General features: G+C 65.5%; 16 protein-coding genes and 1 pseudogene. 10 read left to right on the top strand and 7 right to left on the bottom strand.

Annotated features, from left to right (window positions below; all coding sequences use genetic code 11):
- On the bottom strand, nt 1–2,417 hold a 2,417-nt coding region (locus tag AB0C34_RS30370), incomplete at its 3' end, for an AMP-binding protein (protein ID WP_357080510.1).
- Nucleotides 2,418–2,661: 244 nt separating this feature from the next.
- On the bottom strand, nt 2,662–2,880 hold the full coding sequence (locus AB0C34_RS30365; RefSeq protein WP_357080507.1) for an MbtH family NRPS accessory protein: 219 nt from the start codon (nt 2,878–2,880) through the stop codon (nt 2,662–2,664).
- A 538-nt stretch (nt 2,881–3,418) separates the two neighbouring features.
- Here AB0C34_RS30365 and istA point away from each other — a divergent pair.
- Nucleotides 3,419–4,387, top strand: a pseudogene (gene istA / locus AB0C34_RS30360) (IS21 family transposase); the annotation flags it as partial.
- Nucleotides 4,388–4,722: 335 nt separating this feature from the next.
- On the opposite strand, the gene AB0C34_RS30355 reads toward istA, so the two are convergent.
- The 3 genes from AB0C34_RS30355 to AB0C34_RS30345 all read right to left on the bottom strand — a co-directional run bounded on the left by AB0C34_RS30355 (nt 4,723) and on the right by AB0C34_RS30345 (nt 7,904).
- Nucleotides 4,723–5,277 (bottom strand): hypothetical protein, encoded by a 555-nt coding sequence (locus AB0C34_RS30355; protein WP_357080504.1) that lies wholly within the window; start codon nt 5,275–5,277, stop codon nt 4,723–4,725.
- Between the two features lie 613 nt (nt 5,278–5,890).
- A complete protein-coding gene (locus AB0C34_RS30350; protein WP_357080501.1) occupies nt 5,891–6,214 on the bottom strand; it encodes a hypothetical protein in 324 nt (107 codons plus the stop codon).
- Nucleotides 6,215–6,386: 172 nt separating this feature from the next.
- Nucleotides 6,387–7,904 carry a sugar transferase gene (locus AB0C34_RS30345; RefSeq protein ID WP_357080498.1) on the bottom strand — a complete coding sequence of 506 codons (1,518 nt, stop codon included), beginning with the start codon at nt 7,902–7,904 and terminating at the stop codon, nt 6,387–6,389.
- Nucleotides 7,905–8,348: 444 nt separating this feature from the next.
- On the opposite strand from AB0C34_RS30345, the gene AB0C34_RS30340 reads away from it, so the two are divergent.
- From AB0C34_RS30340 to AB0C34_RS30325, 4 genes are read left to right on the top strand one after another with little or no spacing between them, the layout of a single operon-like run.
- A complete protein-coding gene (locus AB0C34_RS30340; protein ID WP_357080497.1) occupies nt 8,349–9,629 on the top strand; it encodes a class I SAM-dependent methyltransferase in 1,281 nt (426 codons plus the stop codon).
- Nucleotides 9,629–10,402: a sugar phosphate nucleotidyltransferase gene (locus tag AB0C34_RS30335; RefSeq protein WP_357080494.1), complete on the top strand. Its 774-nt coding sequence runs from the start codon at nt 9,629–9,631 to the stop codon at nt 10,400–10,402. Before AB0C34_RS30340 ends, AB0C34_RS30335 begins: the two co-directional genes overlap by 1 nt.
- Nucleotides 10,381–11,049, top strand: a complete 669-nt coding sequence (locus tag AB0C34_RS30330) for a PIG-L family deacetylase (protein WP_357080491.1) — start codon at nt 10,381–10,383, stop codon at nt 11,047–11,049. Before AB0C34_RS30335 ends, AB0C34_RS30330 begins: the two co-directional genes overlap by 22 nt.
- A gap of 5 nt (nt 11,050–11,054) precedes the next feature.
- The gene (locus AB0C34_RS30325) at nt 11,055–12,089 is read left to right on the top strand and encodes an SDR family oxidoreductase (RefSeq protein WP_357080517.1); all 1,035 of its coding nucleotides are present in this window, start codon (nt 11,055–11,057) and stop codon (nt 12,087–12,089) included.
- On the opposite strand, the gene rfbC is transcribed toward AB0C34_RS30325, so the two are convergent.
- Nucleotides 12,067–12,630 carry a dTDP-4-dehydrorhamnose 3,5-epimerase gene (rfbC, locus tag AB0C34_RS30320; protein WP_357080488.1) on the bottom strand — a complete coding sequence of 188 codons (564 nt, stop codon included), beginning with the start codon at nt 12,628–12,630 and terminating at the stop codon, nt 12,067–12,069. The genes AB0C34_RS30325 and rfbC overlap by 23 nt on opposite strands.
- A 14-nt stretch (nt 12,631–12,644) precedes the next feature.
- On the opposite strand from rfbC, the gene AB0C34_RS30315 reads away from it, so the two are divergent.
- The gene (locus tag AB0C34_RS30315; RefSeq protein ID WP_357080485.1) at nt 12,645–13,838 is read left to right on the top strand and encodes a class I SAM-dependent methyltransferase; all 1,194 of its coding nucleotides are present in this window, start codon (nt 12,645–12,647) and stop codon (nt 13,836–13,838) included.
- A gap of 161 nt (nt 13,839–13,999) precedes the next feature.
- Here AB0C34_RS30315 and AB0C34_RS30310 read toward each other — a convergent pair whose 3' ends face one another.
- A complete protein-coding gene (locus tag AB0C34_RS30310; protein ID WP_357080482.1) occupies nt 14,000–14,818 on the bottom strand; it encodes a glycosyltransferase family 2 protein in 819 nt (272 codons plus the stop codon).
- A gap of 266 nt (nt 14,819–15,084) precedes the next feature.
- Between AB0C34_RS30310 and AB0C34_RS30305 the strand changes: the two genes are divergently transcribed.
- From AB0C34_RS30305 to AB0C34_RS30290, 4 genes are all read left to right on the top strand, one after another.
- Nucleotides 15,085–16,155, top strand: coding sequence for a glycosyltransferase family 4 protein (locus AB0C34_RS30305; protein WP_357080515.1), 1,071 nt, complete (start codon nt 15,085–15,087; stop codon nt 16,153–16,155).
- Nucleotides 16,152–17,282: a glycosyltransferase gene (locus tag AB0C34_RS30300; protein WP_357080479.1), complete on the top strand. Its 1,131-nt coding sequence runs from the start codon at nt 16,152–16,154 to the stop codon at nt 17,280–17,282. The genes AB0C34_RS30305 and AB0C34_RS30300 overlap by 4 nt, the downstream gene beginning before the upstream one ends.
- Nucleotides 17,283–17,428: 146 nt before the next feature.
- Nucleotides 17,429–18,700: an oligosaccharide flippase family protein gene (locus AB0C34_RS30295; RefSeq protein WP_357080512.1), complete on the top strand. Its 1,272-nt coding sequence runs from the start codon at nt 17,429–17,431 to the stop codon at nt 18,698–18,700.
- The gene (locus tag AB0C34_RS30290; RefSeq protein ID WP_357080476.1) at nt 18,697–19,713 is read left to right on the top strand and encodes a glycosyltransferase; all 1,017 of its coding nucleotides are present in this window, start codon (nt 18,697–18,699) and stop codon (nt 19,711–19,713) included. Before AB0C34_RS30295 ends, AB0C34_RS30290 begins: the two co-directional genes overlap by 4 nt.
- Nucleotides 19,714–19,730 lie beyond the last annotated feature (17 nt).

Raw genomic sequence — 19,730 nt, 5'->3', positions numbered from 1 at the left:
GCGATATACAACTCACCAGCCACCCCCACCGGCACCGGACGCAACCACGAATCCAACACCCACACCCGCGCATTCGCGATCGGACGACCGATCGGCACCGACACCACATCCGCATCGATGTCGACAAGATGAGAGACGTTACATGCCGTGCCTTCGGTCGGCCCGTAACCGTTGATCATCCGCAGCGACGGCAGTGCCCGAAGGATGCGTTGCGCGGCCTGGCTGGGGAACATATCGCCGCCGACCATCAGTTGACGCAGCCCGGTGAGGCTACCGTTGGTGGTGTGGAGGCGATCGGCCAGCACAGGCAACAGTGGTGAGGTGAGGAACATGGCGGTGACGCGATGCTGGGCTACCAGTCGCTCGAGCTGTTGGAGATCGCCTCCGGTCCCGGTTGCCACGACCACACCGCCGCCACCGAGCAGCGCCGGCCACACCTCGAAGGTGGATGCATCGAATGCGATCGAGGAATGGACCAGCATCCGATCACTGCTATCGAGCGCCCACACGTGTAGTGCCAAGTTGACGACGTTGTGGTGGGTGACGGCGACGGGTTTGGGTGTTCCGGTGGAGCCGGAGGTGTAGATGATGTAGGCGAGGTTCGATGGTCGCAGTGCTTGTTGTGGTTGTTGTTCGTTGCCGTGATCGTGGGGGTCGGGTCCGGGGTTGGGGCTGTTGTCGTGGATGTCGTCGGTGAGGATGGTTTTTGTTGGTGTGTAGGGGAGGGTTGGGTGGATGGTGTGGGTGGTGAGTATCGCGACGGGGTCGGCGTCGGTGAGGATGTAAGCGAGGCGTTCGGGGGGATAGGTGGGGTCGATGGGTAGGTAGGCGCCGCCGGCCTTGAGGACGGCGAGGATGGCGGCGATGAGGTCGAAGGATCGGTCGAGGGCGACGGCGACGATGTGGTCGGGGCCTACGCCGGTTTCGATCAACCGGCGGGCGAGTGTGGTGGCGCGGGTGTCGAGTTGCCGGTAGGTGTGGTGGGTTGCGTTGTCGATGACCGCGACAGCCTCGGGTGTGGCGGCCACGGTGGCGTGGAACAGGTCGACCAGGGTGGTGGTGTCGATGGGGGTGTGGGTGTTGTTCCAGTCGGTGAGTACTTGTGCTCGTTCGGCGGGGTTGAGAACCTGTATATCGGCGAGCCGGACAGCAGGATCGGCGGCGACCTGTTCGAGGCATGCAATAATCGCATTCATATATTTCTCGAGGTCATTTATGCCGTACACACGACTGTCGGCCACCAGCTCAATGAGCCCGCCGGTTCCTCCATCGAGGTCGTAGCTGAACCTTGCCGACAGCTCTGATATCTGATTCTCGGGAAGTGGGAGTAATGTACCCCGGCCATTACCTATGGGTACCGAAGCGAGGAACGGCATGACGTTCACCACAGGCCCGAATATGTCACGGTCTCTATCAGCCGTGCCCAAATCGCGTCGGATATTAGCTATCGGATACTTCGAGTGTCGCTGCGTCGACTGCATGCTCGCGACAACAGTAGAGCATAGCTCGGAGAACCGAGAATTGGGATCGAGGGTCACCCGTAACGGCACGACGTTGGACAGCATGCACGGTGTCCAGCGGGCGGGGCCAACCCTGTTCGCGACAGGAAACTGCAAGTAAAAGTCGTTTGTTTGGGCGAACGCCCGGTATGCGAGGCTAGCGGCAGCGGTGAGTATCGCCGGAAGTGGCAGGTTCAGAACCACTGACATTCTGGATAGACTCTGCAATTGATCGTGCGGCATGCTGATCGTACGGTGGATGGTAACTCTGTCGCATGGCTGTGGTTTCCTCTCGAGTCGCAGAGGCTCCACGGAGCGGTCTATGTATCCGTTCCAGAAATCTCGGTCGCGTTGGAACTCGGTAGAATTTTCGTAGCGCTCTATTTCGGCTAGAATATCGTCGATATCCAGATATTTCGGACGCTCCAACTCGGTGTGTGATAGGAGTGCGGAATACCACTGCAATATCCGGTGTCCTATGAGGAAGCAACTGGCCCCGTCGGCAACAGTATGGTGCGATACGAAGCATAAGAACGATCGGTCCTCGGAGATCGTGATCAATTCCGCCCGGAATAGGTGATCTTTCTCTAGGTCGAACGATTTCCGCATTAGCTGGTCCATCGACATCCGCGCGCGGGATTCCCCGTCGGCGAACAAGCTGTAATCGGTGACCGACGGTGTCCAGAATTCCAAATCTCGCCGGTACTGGCGAGGCTGGCCGTAGCTGAACGTAATATTCACCAAGAGCGCGGAAGCTTCGGCTATTGCACGACGGATCGCCTCGACCATCACCTCGGAGTCGACTACAGCGTGAATGTCGATGTACCCACCCACGTTGAGCGACTTATCTGGATCGAGCTGCTGCGAGAGCCAGATAGTCTTCTGTTGTACGGCCAGGGGGTGGGAGAACTCAGTCATGCGAGATTACTCTTCTTTACGTTCGGTAGCCGCCTGCGTGGCGTGTCCTGGTTCTATGGCGCTCACGCTGCCGTCAACCATTACGACAAAAACTTAGCGGGCGGAACATGAGACAAAGTCTTAGCGACGTTCTGGATGTAGCGCGACAGCGCCCGTCCGGATGTGAGGTGCACTCTTGGTATAGAAATGCGTGGCATACCGGTTGGCGAGGAATATTACTGGCGTACCGGAAGCATCCGGGTGCTCAGTTGACCCCATTATCCATGGCTTCGATGAGAGAGTTTGGGCGCATGTCCACCCAGTGTGTCTCTACGTAATTCAGGCACGATTGGCGGTTTGCGGCACCGAAAACGACCTTCCAGCCGTCAGGGGCCGCGGCGAAAGTCGGCCACATGGAATGTTGACCTTCCTTGTTGGTCAGTACATAGAATTCGGCGTCTTCGTTGTCGAATGGATTATTCATTAGATTCTTTCTTTGGAAAGTTCTAAAGGGTCAGCAGGGTCGGTCAACGCAGAGTCGGGAAGGTCACGTGCCAGTGTGAAATGCCACCACATCGCCGCTGTGTGACGGACTCGGGCACCCGGTACTGGCCGCTCGGTTTTCCGGTGCGGCAGTGGGCGATTTCGCTGGTATCGCGCCATCAAGATATGGCGATCCCATGTTCCGGGCTCATGAGGGGCGCGAGGCTCAGCGGCCGAGGTCTTGGCAGATGTTTGTGATCGAGGATTATTGGGCCAGCTGCACGAAGGTGTCCAACGGCAGCGTAGTCAGGGGAGGCTACATCGATCCTTCTCGCGAGGGTTGTCGGGGCGGAAGCATGCTCGGCGATGAACCTTCCACCTTTGCGGTAGTGCGGTAATGGGGGAAATGCCTACGTTGACGCCGACGGCACCGGGTACTGGAGTGTCGGCGGAAGGTGAAAACTGATCACTGCGTGGCATCCGAATTTCGACCCCTGTCCGATTGATCCTGGTTCGAACCGAGCCAGCGGGACGAAGGGATGCTATCCGTGGAGGATTGGGCTGAGATTCGTCGTTTGCGCAGGTCTGAGGGGTTGCCGATCAAAGCGGTCGCCCGGGTGGCGGGCGTGTTCCGTAATACGGTCAAAGCCGCGGTGGCGTCGGATCGGCCGCCGAAGTATGAGCGGGCGTCGAAAGGGTCGATTGTGGATGCGGTCGAGCCACAGATCCAAGAGTTGTTGCAGGCTTATCCGACGATGCCGGCGGCGGTGATCGCCGAGCGAATCGGCTGGACTTGGTCGGTGCGTGTGCTTTCGGGGCAGGTCGCGCCGGTGTATCTGCCGCCGGATCCGGCGTCGCGGACAGCGTATGTGGCTGGGGCGATCGCGCAGTGTGATTTGTGGTTCCCGCCGATCACATTGCCGGTCGGGTTCGGTCAGGTCCGTGATCGGAAGCGGTTGCCGGTGCTGACCATGGGGACCGGGTATTCGCGCTGGTTGTCGGCGGTGCTGAGCCACAGTCGCCGCGCCGAGGACCTGTTGGCCGGGTGGTGGACGCTGATCGACCGGTTGGGTGCGGTGCCGCGGGTGCTGGTCTGGGATGGCGAGGGTGCGATCGGTCGGTGGCGTGGTGGCCGCAGCGAGCTCACTGCCGAGTGTCAGGCGTTTCGAGGAACTCTGGGCGCCAAGGTCGTCATCTGCCGTCCCGCCAACCCGGAAGCCAAGGGTGTGATCGAGCGGGCGCACGACTATTCGGAGCGGTCTTTCCTGCCCGGCCGGACGTTCACCGGGCTGAACGATTTCAACACTCAGTTGAGTCAATGGCTGGCATTGGTGAACACTCGGACACGGCGAGCGTTGGGCTGCGCGCCTTGTGATCGGATCACCGCCGACCGCGGAGCGATGCTCACGCTGCCGCCGGTGGCACCCGAGCCCGGATGGCGGCGTTCGGCGCGCCTGGCGCGTGATCACTACATCCGCTCGGACTCCAACGACTACTCGGTGCACCCTCCGCAAGTGGTTCGACCCGCGACCGATCGGCTTCCAATGAGCCCTTCGCGGAGCCCGCTTGTCAAAAGTTCGCGACTAGAAACGCATACCCACGTATGGGACCTGCGACGGCATACCGCGTGTAGACACGCCGCCCACTCCGACGCAATAGCAATTTCACGGCAATCGTGCATGCCTTGTCGTGTCAGCATATGCCCGAGCGATATTAGAACTTGGCTCGGGAGCAGCCTTACGGCTGTTGGTGTCCTGACTTGAAAGGCCCCGCTGACAGCGGCGCCCCTCATGCGTGTTCGCAGATGGTGATGATCCCAGCTGATACGGCCTCACTGGTCGTCTCAATCCTGGATCGGTAGCTCGATGGCGGCAGCATGGTCGGCGAGCGCGGCGGCGATGCCGCGGAGTTGGTAGGCGTTGTCCCGTAGCTCCGGGGGGATCGGCTGACCATCGGCAACCCATTGCTCAGGGCATTCTAGATCTACGGAGATCCTGGTCAGGTGGCGGGACAGCAGGGTGAGGTATTCGCCGATATTGCCATGGTCGAATGCTTCTGCCATCCGGTCGTACCGTTGGCAGAGAATACCTGGCGGCGGGGCGGGACTGGTGGCCGAAGCCAGAACGCGTACACCCAGTTGCAGGGCAGGTTCCATGACGTCGTCGCGAACCGGTGCATCCAGCAGGTACACGCGGTCGGTAACCTCAGCGACCACGGCCCAGATCTCGTCGTCGTCACCTGTGGCATCGGGTGCAATGCGGACGAAGTCGTCGAGCACCAGCGGCAGTTTGGGCGGCAGCGCCGTGACGAGCGCAGCGAGATCGGCAACGGTATCCAAGATCACCGGAGCTGGGATCGTTTTACCGGCGGCGGCATAGGCGGCTTGTGAATGCGCCACGGCCGCCTCATAGGACGGACCCTGTGTGTCTGACCGGGGAAGCGACAGTGGTTTGTCACCAGGCCGGGGCTGGTGGCTGGATTCTTGATCGGCCATGATGGGTTCCTTTCCAGGCTGCTAGGTGAGTGCGAAATACATTCGTGGAGTTCGTCTTTAGAGATCGAATGGCCGACCCAGTGTGGCTCGACATCGCTACTGCGCCCCGGAATCCTGAACCTGGCCCGCGCCGAAATAGTTTCGCGCTCAGATTGATTCACCTACTACGGTGGGAGGGCGTCAGGAGTGGCCGACCGAGGATCTGATCAGGTCAGGGAATCCGGCCTGTGACGATAAGACCGGCCATCCGCCGCCTGGACCACGACCACCGCCGGTAGTGCTGTCACACGCTGCGACGGCAGGGCACCGCTCCTATCCGACGCGTGATCGAGGGCAGCCGCCGCCTGAACGCTCGATAGTGGTCGGTAGTGATGTGCGAAGCCGACGCGGCGGTAGAGCTGGGGGTAGCGGAGAAGGTTTTCTCGATGCCTGGCATGCCGATGAACAGCGGACCGTGGCCGCCGCGGTCGTATTGGTCGCGGAGGTGCTCGATTGCGTGGCGGACAGGCGTTCGGATTCACCGCTCCATGGCCTCGTCGAGCCAGTCGTACGGAAACGCGCCGTCGACCAGGATGGCGCCCACGGCACGGTCCGGATTCCGGCTTGCCCAGTGCGCCGCGACGACTGCGCCGCGACGACTGCGCCGTAGGACCAGCCCGCCAGTAGCGCCCGGTCCGACACCTCTGGCCGCGGGTGATGACCCGCCGCCAGAGCCCTGAGTGGCAAACAGGCCGTTGCAGTAGACCACCGGGATGCCGTGACCGCCGGTGTCGGTGACGGCTCGTCGAGCGGCGCCGTGCCGTTCCACTTCGCATCGTGGAGGGTCGCTGTTCTTCGTCATGGCAACAACTCTCGGCGTCCTCGCCTGACACCACCCGACACTCGCCTGATACGGCCACTGATACCGTGTTCCGCTGGCGAGGCGGTGGTGTTCAGCCCGGATCGGGCGCGTTCTCGACGGTCTGACGCGAGTGACCGTCGAAACATCCGACTACCGCCGGCCCGCAGGGTCTTCAGTACGCTCCTTCGCCCCTGGCCACCACACCGACCGTGCGCGCGATCAGCCGCAAGTCCATCCGCATGGACACGTTCTCCACGTAGGACAGATCGAGCCGCACCGCGTCTTCGAGCAGAAGGTCCGACCGGCCACTGACCTGCCACAAGCCGGTCAGCCCTGGCTTCACGAGCAGACGTCGCCGCATCATGTGGTCGTAGGTGTCGACTTCCCGCCGCACCTGCGGTCGAGGCCCGACTACGCTCATGTCGCCACGCAGCACATTGAGGAACTGCGGCAGCTCGTCGAGACTGTACTTGCGCAGGAATCGCCCGACCGGCGTGACCCGGGGGTCAACCTTCATCTTGAAGAAGACCGGATGCCCACCCTGCTGTGCGATCAAAGCTTCGGCATATCGGTCGGCATCGTCGTACATACTGCGAAACTTGATCATGCGGAAGGGCAAGCCGTATCGGCCGATGCGTTCGGACAGGTAGAAGACCGGGCCGCTGCTGGTGGTCTTCACTGCGATCGCGATCGCCAGGATCGCCGGCAGCACCAGCAGTAGGCACGTCGTCGCGAAGACGATGTCGAAGGCCTTTTTGCTGACCGACCGAGCCCGCTCGTACTGCGGTTCGGCGATGTGCATCATCGGCATTCCCGCGACCTGCCGATTGGTGAGCCGGGATATGGCGATGTCGATCGCCCCTGGGGCCAGCATGAACTCGACTCCCAGCGCATCCAGTTCCCAGGCGAGTCTGCGCAACTCGGTCGGGCCGAGATGCCGGGTGGGACCGATGGCGACGGTGTCGGCGTGGGTGTGTACGACCGCCCGCAGCACGGCGCTGTCGTCACTGACCACCGCGACCGTGCCGCCGGCGAACGCCAGCGGCGCGTCGCCTGATTGCCCACCCGGCACGCAAGCGCCCACGACGTCGTACCCGGCACCCAAGTCTGCGGCGAACGCCGCGGACATCGCCGCGGCCGCTTCGGCCGTGCCTACCACAAGTACGGCCGAACGATGGCGTCCCCGTCTGCGTGCCATGGCAAGCCGGTGGCGCCACCATAATCGTCCGCCGACCACTGCGAGTACGCCGGCCGGAAAGGCGATCGCGAGATATCCTCGGGCGAATTTGATTTCGAGCGCCAGTGACATGAGTGCCAGTACGCCGAACAGGTGCATCGTCGCCGATATCAGCCGCCGGAATTCCTCGATACCGCTTCCGACCAACTGCGGCGCCCGGCTGCCCGCACTACCGAGGATCGCGAACCAGCCAATGATGAGCGCGCCCGATACCATCGTGTAACCGACCCGGTGGGGCTGCTCCCAGGCCAGAGGCGGAGCGCCGCCGCCATTGAAACGGATTAGCTGCGCACTTCCCACAGCGATGGATACGGCGGCGAAATCGGTGATGGCGAGACGGCGTACGTACTCCGATCGCCATGCCTTACGGGTCGAGACGGTAACCGGGGGGATCGCGAAAGATCGTGGGATTTCAGCGGTCCCATTCCATTCCGGGACAGCATTGGATTTCATCAAGAGAACACCCCTCCTGGGGCAACGGTGGAATTGCTACCCGATCCGAAGATCGGCTGTCCCGGCAGCGTCCCGACCGCCATTACCGAGCGCTCCCTCGGCACTTGATCGGCCAACATCTCTCGCCGGTCAGAAGCAATGTGCGAAGCAGCGTGACCGGGATGCTAACTGACGCAAAGCAATTCGGCGACCCATAGTGATACGCATTGGGAATAACACCACGAAATCAAACATCAAATGTGCTCTATGTCACAGCAAGTAACATCGATGTGGAATCCATCCGATATTGCGGTCGGTACACAGAGGGTCGCAACAGGTGCGGTCGGTACCGCGAATGACGTTCTCGTCGCGCGCATCTCGTGACACGCCGGGCAGTTTCTGCTTCCGTGTGCCGCGATAGGCGTTCCGGCGGGCCGGGCCGCTCCGAGCAAAGGATTCAGATCTGTGCGCTGTCGACTCTGTGACTCCGACAGGCTGTCCAGCATTCTGGATCTCGGCGCCACACCGCCGTGCGAATCGTTTCTTACCGCCGATCAGCTCGATTTGCCCGAGCCGACCTATCCCTTGCACCTCAGGGTGTGCGCCGACTGTCTGCTACTGCAGATCCCGGCGCTGATCACGCCGGAGGACACCTTCACCGAATACGCCTACTTCTCCTCCTACTCCGACAGCTGGGTCCGGCACGCGGGCGAGTTCATCGACACCGCGACCACACGGCTGGGGCTGGGCAGGAACTCCTTCGTGGTAGAGGTCGCCAGTAACGACGGCTACCTATTGCGCCACGTCGTCGACCGCGACATCCGATGCCTGGGCATCGAGCCCTCGGCCAACGTCGGAGCAGCGGCTCGCGAGTCGGGTGTGCCCACGGAAATCACCTTCCTCGACGAGGATTCCGCACGCCGCATCCGTGCCGAACACGGCCCCGCAGATCTGGTGATCGCCAACAACGTCTACGCCCACATCCCGGATCTGCGCGGGTTCACTCGCGCGCTGCGCAGCCTGCTGGCGGATGACGGCATGCTGACCATCGAGGTCCACCATGCGCTGAACTTGGTCGAGTTCGGTCAGTTCGACACCATCTACCATGAGCATTTCCAGTACTACACCGTGCTGTCGGCGCAGCGTGCGCTCGCTGTCGCCGGACTGACCGTGGTCGATGTCGATCGGCTGCCGACGCACGGCGGATCGATCCGGCTGTGGGTGCGCCCCGACGCCGCCGCTGAGGCGGTGAGCGACCGGGTCCGGGTGGTGCTCGACCTCGAGCGGGCCGCGGGACTGCACACGGTGGCCGGCTACGCATCACTGCGGCGGCGTGCCGAAACGGTGCGGCACGAGTTGCTTCGGTTCCTGCTCGACTGCAGGCATCAGCGCAAACGCGTCGCCGGATACGGTGCACCGGGCAAGGGCAACACACTGCTCAACTACTGCGGGATCCGACCTGATCTGCTCGAGTACACCGTAGACCGTAACCCCTACAAACACGGCAGATTCACGCCAGGAACGCGAATCCCGATCCACCCGCCCGCCCGGCTCGACGTCGATCGCCCGGACGTGATCGTGGTGCTGCCCTGGAATCTCGAGCCCGAGATCACCGCACAGTTGCGGCAAGTCGCCGAGTGGGGCGGGCGGCTCGCCTACCCCTTGCCCGAGCTGCACGTGATCGATCCGGGGTCCCCGGCCCGCACCGTGCAGGCCGGAGCCGAGTCGAAAGGAAGCCGGCGCTGATGAAAGTCGTCTTGTTCTGCGGTGGCTACGGCATGCGCATGCGTGGAGGCAGCGAGGACATGGTGCCCAAGCCGATGCAACTCGTCGGCTCCCGCCCCTTGCTCTGGCATGTGATGCGGTACTACGCGCACTACGGTCACACCGAATTCATCTTGTGCCTCGGATACGGCGCCGAGCACATCAAGAATTTCTTCCTCACCTACCGGGAGTCGGCGTCCAACGACTTCGTGATCCGCAACGGCCGGGTCGAATTGCTCGGCAGCGATATCGACGACTGGACGATCACCTTGGTCGATACCGGCGTGGCGTCGGCCATCGGAGAGCGCCTGCGCCGGGTGCGCGAGCACCTCGGCGACGACGAGCACTTCCTGGCCAACTACGCCGACGTCCTCACCGACGCTCCCCTGGACGAGATGATCACCCAGTTCCACGCTTCGGGGGCGGCGGCATCTCTCATGGTGGTGCCACCGCAATCATCGTTCCACTGCGTGGACCTCAGCTCTACCGGTGAGGTCAAGGACATCGTTCCCGTGGCGAATATGCCATTGTGGGAAAACGGCGGCTATTTCGTGCTCGGCCGAGAGATCTTCGACCTGCTGCCACCGGGTGGAGATCTGGTGGAGGATGCCTGCGGAGCGCTCGCCGGACAGGGCCGGTTGTTCGGCTACCGCCACGACGGATTCTGGAAGCCGGCGGATACTTTCAAGGAGCGCGCCGAGCTCGACGCGGCCTACCGCAATGGACACCGCCCATGGATGGTGTGGGAGTCGTGATCGCGCTGCTCGCTCCGCGGCCCGCCGAGATCGCACTACTCGGCGCGCATTGCGATGACATCCCAATCGGCATGGGCGCCACGCTGTTGTCGCTTACCCGCGCGCATCCGGATGTGCGGGTGCGCGCGCTGGTCCTCTCCGGTGCCGGCACCGAGCGCGAAGACGAGGAACGAGCAGCGCTCACCGCCTTCTGCGCGGGACGGACACCGGAGTTGACGGTGCTCGACGTTCCCGACGGACGAGCACCCGCGCACTGGGATCGGATCAAGACGGCCGTAGCGGAGTTTCGCCGAGCGGGTGACCCGGACCTGGTGTTCGCCCCGCAACCGGGCGACGCGCACCAAGATCACCGCACGCTCGCCGAGCTGGTGCCGACCGAGTTCCGCGACCACCTGATCCTCGGCTACGAGATTCTCAAGGCGGAAGTCGACACACCGGCGCCGACCGTCTTCTACCCGGTCGACGCGGAGCTGATCCAGCGGAAATCGCAACTGCTGCATCGTTATTACCCGTCCCAGACCGGTCGCGACTGGTTCGACGAGACCGCGTTCCTAGCCGCCGCGCGGATCCGCGGCGTGCAGTGCCGCACCGAGTACGCCGAAGCCTTCGTGGTGGACAAGGCCGTCATTCGATGGGAGAAGCAGTGACAACGATGCGAGTCCTGGTGACCGGGCATCAGGGATACCTGGGCACCGTCATGGTCCCGATACTGCGGGCCGCCGGGCACGAGGTCGTCGGGCTCGACACCGGCTGGTTCGCCGACTGCCTGCTCGGCGAGTTCTCCGGCGACCCGGTGGGCCTGCGCCTCGATCTGCGATCGGTGGAGATCGAAGACCTTCGCGGCATCGACGCCGTCGTCCATCTGGCCGCTCTGTCCAATGATCCTTTGGGCGCCCTCGCGCCGGAAGTCACCCACGAGATCAACCATCGCGCCTCGGTGCGTCTGGCTCGGCTCGCGAAAGAAGCCGGTGTGTCCCGGTTCCTGTACGCCTCCACCTGCTCGGTGTACGGCGCCGCCGGAGACGAACTGGTGACCGAGTCGGCGCCGCTGCGGCCGATCACCCCGTACGCCGAGTCGAAGGTGCGGGTCGAAGACGACGTCGCTGCGCTGGCGGACGACCACTTCGTTCCGGTGTTCCTGCGCAACGCCACCGCGTTCGGATTCTCGCCCCGTCCCCGCGCTGACATCGTGCTCAACAATCTCGTCGGTCACGCCGTCCTCACCGGTGTGGTCAAAGTGCTCTCCGACGGCACGCCCTGGCGGCCGCTGGTCCACGCCCGCGACATCGCGGCAGCCTTCGAACGCTGCCTCACCGCACCGGCATCGGCCGTCGCCGGCCGGGCGTTCAACATCGGGACCGAGCGAAACAACCTCACCGTCGCCGAGATCGCCGAGTCGGTAGTGGCCACCGTGCCGGGGTCGCGGCTGCTGGTCACCGGTGAGACCGGGGCCGATCCACGCTCCTACCGGGTCGACTTCTCCGCCGCTCGCACGGTGCTCGGGTTCGAGGCGCAGTGGTCGGTGCCCGACGGCGCCGCCGAACTCTACCGTGAGTACACCGAACGTGGCCTCACCCACGACGCCTTCTTCCAGCGATTCACGCGACTCAGCTGGCTCCAGCGGCTGCGCGTCTCCGGCGAACTGGACCCGCGGCTGCGTGCGGTCACCGCACCGGCGACAGGGTAGCCCGCAGATGGTCCCATCGTCCGGCGTTCGCGTCGCGATCCGACAACACCGTCACCGGCAGCGGCCAGGCGATCGCCAAGTCTGGATCGTCGAAGGCGACGCTGAGATCCTCAGCAGGATCGTGCGGCCGATCGATGCGGTAGCACACGTCCGCGGTGTCGGTGAGTGCTTGGAATCCGTGCAGAAATCCTGGCGGCACGTACAGGTGCCGGAATTCCTCGTCATCGAGCCGAAACGCCTGCGTCCGGCCGAACGTCGGCGACGACGGCCGGATATCGACCAGCACGTCGTGCACCGCGCCGTGTGCGCAGCGGATCAACTTGGCCTCCCCGCGCCCGGATCGGCCGTGCATGCCGCGCAGCACCCCCCGGCGCGACCGGGACTGCGAGTCCTGCACGAAAGTGGCCGAAATTCCCGGAATCCCCAGGTGGGAGTCGAATTCGGCGGCATCGAAGGTCCGGGTGAACAGGCCCCGGTCGTCGCGGACGGGTGTTGGGACCAGCACCACCACGTCGACCAGGTCGGTCTGCTCGATACGCACACCGACATCGTGTCATGACCGGCCGCTGCCGCGCCTGCTCCGGCGCCGTTCTGCACACCGTTCTGGATCTCGGGATGGTGCCCGCAGCCGATGATTTCCCGCCCTCGGCACGGCCGACTCCGGCGGAGACCACGCATCCCCTGCGGATGGTGCGGTGTGCGCAATGCGAGCTGGCACAGCTCGCCGAAGACGACACTGTGGCAGCCGAACCCCGTGGAGTGGAGCCGCAGGCCCTCCGTGATCAGGCCGTCGACGCGATTGCGCGGGTTGACGCGGCCGGCCTGCTGCGTGGCAACACGATCATCGAATTCGGCAGTCCGCACGGTGGTTCGTGGCTGCCGTTGTTGGCCGAGCGTGGTTGCACAGAAGCCGACGCGGCACAGGCGGACCTGGTCCTGGACTGTTTCGGCATCATGCACGAGCCCGACCAGCGGGCCGCCTTCGCCGCCCGCGCCGCGGCCGTTGCCCCGGACGGGGTGTTGCTGCTGCAATACCACACGCTCGCCGCCATCGTGGCACAGCGGCAGTGGAACGCGTTGCGCCACGGGCATTTCGCGTACTACTCCCTGCATGCGCTGAGCTCGGCGCTCGCCGACGCGGGCATGGGCGTGACCACCGCGTGGGAGTTCGACCTCTACGGCGGGACAGTGCTGGTAGCAGCTCGGCGCGGCCCCGTCGCGCCCGACCACACCGTGCTCGAGATCCTGTCCCGCGAACGCGAACTCATCACCTGGGAATCGCTGCGCCGGCTACAGCGGTTCGTGGACGATCACGTGCGCGCGCTGCGGAACTGGCTGATCGATGCGGCCGCGGCCGGGGAGCGGGTGTACGCCTACGGCGCCGCGTCCCGGGCGGTCGCTCTGCTGTCGTTGGCCGGTGCGCACCGGGGGCTCGTCGCCGGAGTCGCCGACGTCGCGCCCGCCAAGCAGGGACGCCGAATGCCCGGCACCGACATCCCGATCATCAGCCCGCGGGAGCTGATCGCGGCAGCACCCGACCGGGTGCTATTGACGCTGCCCGACCTGCTCGGTGAAGTGTCGTCCGGACTCCCGGAACTCGACGGTCGCTGGTTCCTCGACGATCCCCGCGGACCCAGAAAAGGAGGTGTGGACGACGGAACCCCCTCCTGTTACTCCATCCCGACAGCCACACCCCCCTGGGCCGCACGCGGTCAGCAGTTCACCAGCGAAGGACAGCCGCACCGATGAAGACCACCCCTCGGATGCGCCGACACCGGCTGCACTCGCCGGCATACTCGGTCGAACCGGCCACGGCACTGATGGTCGCGGCTGTCTTGCCGGTGTGCGGCACCACCGACCGCACGAGTTCGACGGTGGACGCTACTGGACAGAAGCAACCGCGATCGTGCTCAGCGGCCGACCATAGCCCGCGCGCGCACCCGCAACCGCGTCCCCAACGCCCGGACCAGACGCAGATCACCGGCCAGCACGTCGGCCGGACGCACGAGATCCGGGTGATCGGCGCCCAGGCGATGATGGAATCGCAGCTGCTCGGTGAGCTTGCTACGGGTCGAGGTGCGACTGCACAGGTTGAACGAGGAGTTCCGCCACGCGGCCACGATGTCGCCGAGCCCGACGAAAGCGCCGCGGCTGCCCACGCGGGCGAACAAATCCACATCCATCGGAAACACCAGGTCGCCGCGCAGGCCGCCGACGGCGTCGTAGTCGGTGCGCCGGAACATGGCGGCCGCCGTGGGGCCGAAGTCGGCCGGCCCGCGCCGCACGATCACCCGGGCCAGCTGGCGGCTACCGTGCCTGCCGACCAGCTGCGGCAGTCCCAACCCAGTCTCGATAATGTCACCGGACTCGTCGATCACATCGAACCTGCCCGCGCACAACGCGATCGCGTCGTCGTCGAACTCCGCCGACTGCGCGGCGAGGGCGCCGGGACGCAGGACGTCATCGGCGCAGACCACCTTCACGAGGTCCCCGGTGGATTCCCGGATCACCCGGTCCCAATTGGCGCCGATCGGCAGTACCCGATCGTTGCGCAGTACACGCACGCGCGGATCGCGCCGCGCTCGCGCGATGTCACCGGTGCGGTCGGTGCTCGCGTTGTCGAGGATCACGACTTCGAAATCGAGGTCTTGGGCCAGCACCGAGTCCAGGGTCGCGGACAGAGTTCGTTCCGCGTTGTAGGCCGGTACGCACACCGACAGTTTCCGCATCCTAAGCTGCCCCTTTGTCAGAATCGCAATCAGACATTGCCTCGTAATCGCCGAAACTATGCCATATTTCACCGCGAGTTGGCATCTGCATTCGGAATTCCCTGTGCTGGATATCGGTTGCCGCACATCTGCGCGACCAGGATGAATCCGGCGTGCAGCTTTATACTTTGCGGCCGTGAACGAGTTCCGCAGACGACTTCACGGTGCCGTAAACGGGACGAGGGGATCGGGTCATGACGAGTGCGTCCGGCGCGGTGAAGGTGCACATGACCGGATCGGAATGGTTCGGCGCCGCGCCCGGGGGCCTGGGTCGATATTTCACGGACCTGCACGGCGCTTTGCTGGATATCCCAGGGATGTCGATGTCGGCCGCCGCATTCGGCCTGCCGGACCGGACGCATGCCGGGGCCCGATCCTGGGGGCCGGTCGGCGGGTCGACCCTGCGCCGTGCCCGCACCGCGTTCTGCGCTCGCGATGTATTGGACCCCGGCACGGTCGTGGATCGCCACTTCTGCCTCTACGGCCCGGTCGCCCGGGACCGGCGTGGTCGCCGGCTACCACTCGTCGTGCATTTCCACGGCCCGTGGGCGGCGGAAAGTCGAATGCACGGACAGCATCCCGTCGCAGCCTTCGCCAAATACCTCATCGAACGGATGCGATACGTTTGCGCAGATCGTTTCGTGGTGCTCTCGGAACACTTCCGCAACGTGCTGTGCGCCGATTACCGCATCGCGCCCGAGCGCATCGAGGTGATCGCGCCCGGGGTCGATCTCACCCGGTTTCGCCCCGCCCCGGTCCCCGCGTCTACGCCGGTCGTGCTCTGTGTGCGGCGGCTGGAGCGCCGGATGGGGATCGATGTGTTGCTCCGCGCCTGGCCCGGGGTGCTCGCCGAACACCCGGAGGCTCGTCTGGTCATCGTCGGAACCGGCAGCGCCGAGGCGAATCTCCGACGCGGAGCCACCGAAGGTGGGCTCGGCGGCAGCGTCGAGTTCACCGGCCGGATTCCCGACCATGAACTGGCCGCCCGCTACACCTCCGCCGCACTCACGGTGGTGCCGACCGTAGCCCTGGAGGGATTCGGCCTGATCGCACTCGAGTCGCTCGCCGCGGGCCGGGCGCCGGTGGTTACCCGGTGCGGCGGTTTGCCCGACGCCGTGCAAGGCCTGGATCCGTCGCTGATCGTGCCGCCCAGCGACCCCAACGCGCTCGCGGCTCGGATCAGCGCGGCGATCGCGGGCTGTCGGCCCACACCGGCGCAATGCCGCGCCCACGCGGAGACTTTCAGTTGGCATGTCGCCGCCCGGCGGCACGCGGCGCTGTACCGGGAGCTCGCATGAGTGGACCCGCGGTCTTCCTCGGCCACACCGCCGTGCCCTCTGGGGCCGAATTGGCCACCCTGCGGCTGCTGCGCACGCTGCGGACGCAAGGCACCGAAGTGGCGCTGGTGTGCACCGAGGACGGCCCGGTGATGGCCCGTGCTCGATACGCGGGGATCGAGACTCGTGTCGTGACAGGCCGATTCGACAGTCGGGCGATGACCACCGGATCCGGTCCGTTGCGGCTGATCACCGGGTTTCTCGCGCTGCTGCGGCTGGGATGGGCGGTCGGAGGCGCGGTCCAGGAACTGCGCGCTCGGGTAGTGGTCGCGGCGAGCAGCAAAGCGCTAGTGCTGGGGGCGGTGGCGGCCCGCCGCGCGCGGGTGCCGCTCGTCTGGCAGGTCCACGACCGAGTGTCCCGGGACTACTTCGGCTTGCTCCCGGCCACCACGATCCGGCTGCTGGCCGCCCTGGTCTGCCGGGGACTGCTCGCCAACAGTCACGGCACCCGGGACACGCTGCCCGCGCGTGTCCCGGCGGCCGTCGCCTATCCGGGTGTCGCCCTGCCGGCCGCCCCGCCGTCGCCGCGCGGCCGCGCGGCCGCCGAGGCGGTCGTGGTCGTCGTGGGACGGCTGAGCCCCTGGAAAGGCCAGGACGTGTTCCTGCGAGCCCTGGCGGCGGTGCCGACCCAGCCGGCTGCGGTGTACCTCGTCGGCGGGACGTTCTTCGATGAGCAGCCGTTTCGGCAGTACCTGGAACGACTCGCCGACGAACTCGGTCTGGCCGTGACCTTCACCGGTCACGTCGACGACCCCGACCGGTACCTCGCCGAGGCCGACGTGCTCGTGCACTGCTCGGTACTGCCCGAGCCGTTCGGGCAGGTGGTCGTAGAGGGTATGGCCGCAGGCTGCGCGGTGATCGCGACGGTGCCCGGCGGCCCGGCCGAGATCATCGACGACGGGCGTACCGGCCGATTGGTGCCTGCCGGTGACGAAGCCGCCCTCACCACCGCTCTCACCGAACTGCTCGGCGATCCGGCCACACGCGCCCGGATCGCCGCCGCGGGTGCCGACCGCGCGCGCGACTTCGACATCCGCACCACGGCACATGTGGTCACCCGCTTCCTCGACGAGGTGGCGCCGCCGTGACCGAACCCGATTACCTGGCCACGCTGACCACCGACATCTTCCCCCGGGTCGATCTGCCCCAGCGCCCCGGCGGGGTGCACCGGCGCACCGACGGGGTGCGCGGGCCAGGAGGTGGTGGCGCACACAGCAAGCCGAGCCGGTTCGAGGTGCTCGGCGACATCGCGCTGGTGAGTTTCGGCAGATACGGTCAGTACATCGTCACGGTCGTGACCGTGCCGCTGATCGCCCGGGTGCTCGGTGCCCACGGCCTCGGCCTGCTCGCCATCGGCATGTCGGCCTACTTCATCGGCTCGCTCGTCGTGGATCTGGGAGTCACGCAGTTCCTGTCCGCCCGCGTGCCGGAGATCAACGCGCGCAACGACACCCGCTTGCGGGAGATCAACCAGCTGCGCGGCGACTATCTGGCCATCCGGCTCACCACGGCGACGCTGTTCGGTGTCGCGCTCGCCGTAGCCTCGGCCGTACGTGTGCCGGAAGTCGCGCAGATGGTGTTACTCGGACTGTTCGTCGGTGGCTTCTGGTCGCTGTCGGAGGACTGGCTGCTGATCGGTGAGGGGCGATTCGGCACCTCCACCGCGTATCAGACCATCGGCCGGCTGTGCTATCTCGGGCTGCTGGTCGGCTTGCTCCCCCAGCTGCCGAACTCGCACATCGCCCTGCTGTGCCTACTGCTGTCCTCTGTGCCGACGGTGGCGTTGACATGGTGGGACGCCTGGCGCCGGTACGGGTCGCCGGCCCGTCCTCGCTACTACGGCGTCGTGCTGCGCCGCAGCGTGCCGGTGTTCGTGTCCCGGTTTCTGGTCACCGGCTACGGTCAGAGCGCGGCGACGCTGTACTCGACCGTGCTCGACGCCGTCTCGCTGGGGCTGTACTCGGCAGGCGACCGCCTGGTGCGCGCGGTCCAATCGCTGCTCGACGCCATCGGCTTCGCGCTGCTGCCACGGATGGCCCGGCGCGGCGACGACCGTGGGTTCTGGCGACACAGCCTGCAGGCGCTGGCCGTGACCGTCGCCCTCGCCGCAGTCGCTTCGATCGGCATCTGGCTGGCCGCGCCACTGCTGATCCGGCTGGTCTTCGGTGCCGAATTCGCCGCGTCCACCGGCCTGCTGCGGATCGAGGTGCTGATTCTGCCCGCCACGACGGTCACCTCCTTCATCACCACGGCCATCCTCCCGGTGCGCCAGGACACCACCGGCGTCGTGATCGGCGCGCTGTTGGGGACTCTCGTCGCCGCCGTCGCACTGGTGCTGACCGTACAGACCCGCTCGGTGCACACCTTGGTCTACGGCCTACTGGTGGCCGAAATCACCGTCGCCACCTGGCACCTGCTGCGGGTGCGCTTCCTGACGCGCCGCGACCGTGCCGAAGCCGACACAGTCCCTCTGCCGATCGTGCCCTGGAAGGAAATCCGACCATGAGAATCCTGTTCGTCGGCGACGACTGGCTCGGCAGCAACGCGCGATCATTGGCCGACGGCTTTCGTCAGGCCGGCCACGACGTGCTCGTGATCGACTCCACACCGGTGACCCTCCCGGCCAGACTGTCGCCGCCGTGGGTGTACGCGAAGGCGACCGGTCGACGCGACCGGCGCACGTTAGAACGGGTACACGCCCAGATCGAACGAAACGCTGCCACCTTCCGGCCCGACATGCTGTTCGTGTTCAAGGGGATCCATCTGGACCAGCAGCGACTGCTCGACGTGCCCGCCGAATTGCATGTGCACTACAGCCCTGACGATGTGTCCAATCCCGAGAACTTGACCGATGCCTACCTGGCCTCAGAACCCGGCTGGGACCTCGTCGTCACGACCAAACAGCACAATGTGCCGGAGTTGCTGGCGCGCGGCGCCCGTGCCGCGTGCTTCGTGCTCAGCGCTTACGACCCGGCCTGGCATCATCCGGCGGCGCGCCGCGGCACCGGTGACTATCTGGTCGGTTTCATCGGAGTGTGCCGACCCGACCGACGCGCCGACCTGGTGTCGCTGGCACGCCGCTACGGACCTCGCCTGCTGGTCCGCGGCCCCGGCTGGCGCCGGGTTGCGGAGTTGCGCGCCACGCGCGCCGTCGTCGGCGGCGCGGTGTACGGCTCGGGATACTCCGCGACGGTCGCCGAGGTGACAGCCAATCTAGTGCTGCTCAACTCCGGCAACCGCGACACCCACACCTGCCGTACCTTTGAGGTGCCCGCGGCCGGTGGATTGTTCGTCGGTGCACGCACCGGCGAACACGCCGAGTTGTTGCGCGACACCGTCGAGTGCTTCCTGTTCGACGGCGCCGACGAACTGGTCTCGATTCTCGATTGGGTGGCCGCCCACCCGGGGCGGGCGGCCGAGGTCGCGGCGGCCGGGCACCGGCGGATCACCGCCGCGGGGCATCGTTACGTGGATCGCGCCCGGCAGATCGTCGGCCTCGCCGCGGAGGTCGGGAACTGAACGCCTACACCGAAATA

Source organism: Nocardia sp. NPDC049220 (assembly GCF_040647855.1).
Taxonomy (GTDB): domain Bacteria; phylum Actinomycetota; class Actinomycetes; order Mycobacteriales; family Mycobacteriaceae; genus Nocardia.
Note: the sequence above shows the minus strand (reverse complement) of the source record. Positions and strands in the feature narration are given on the sequence as shown.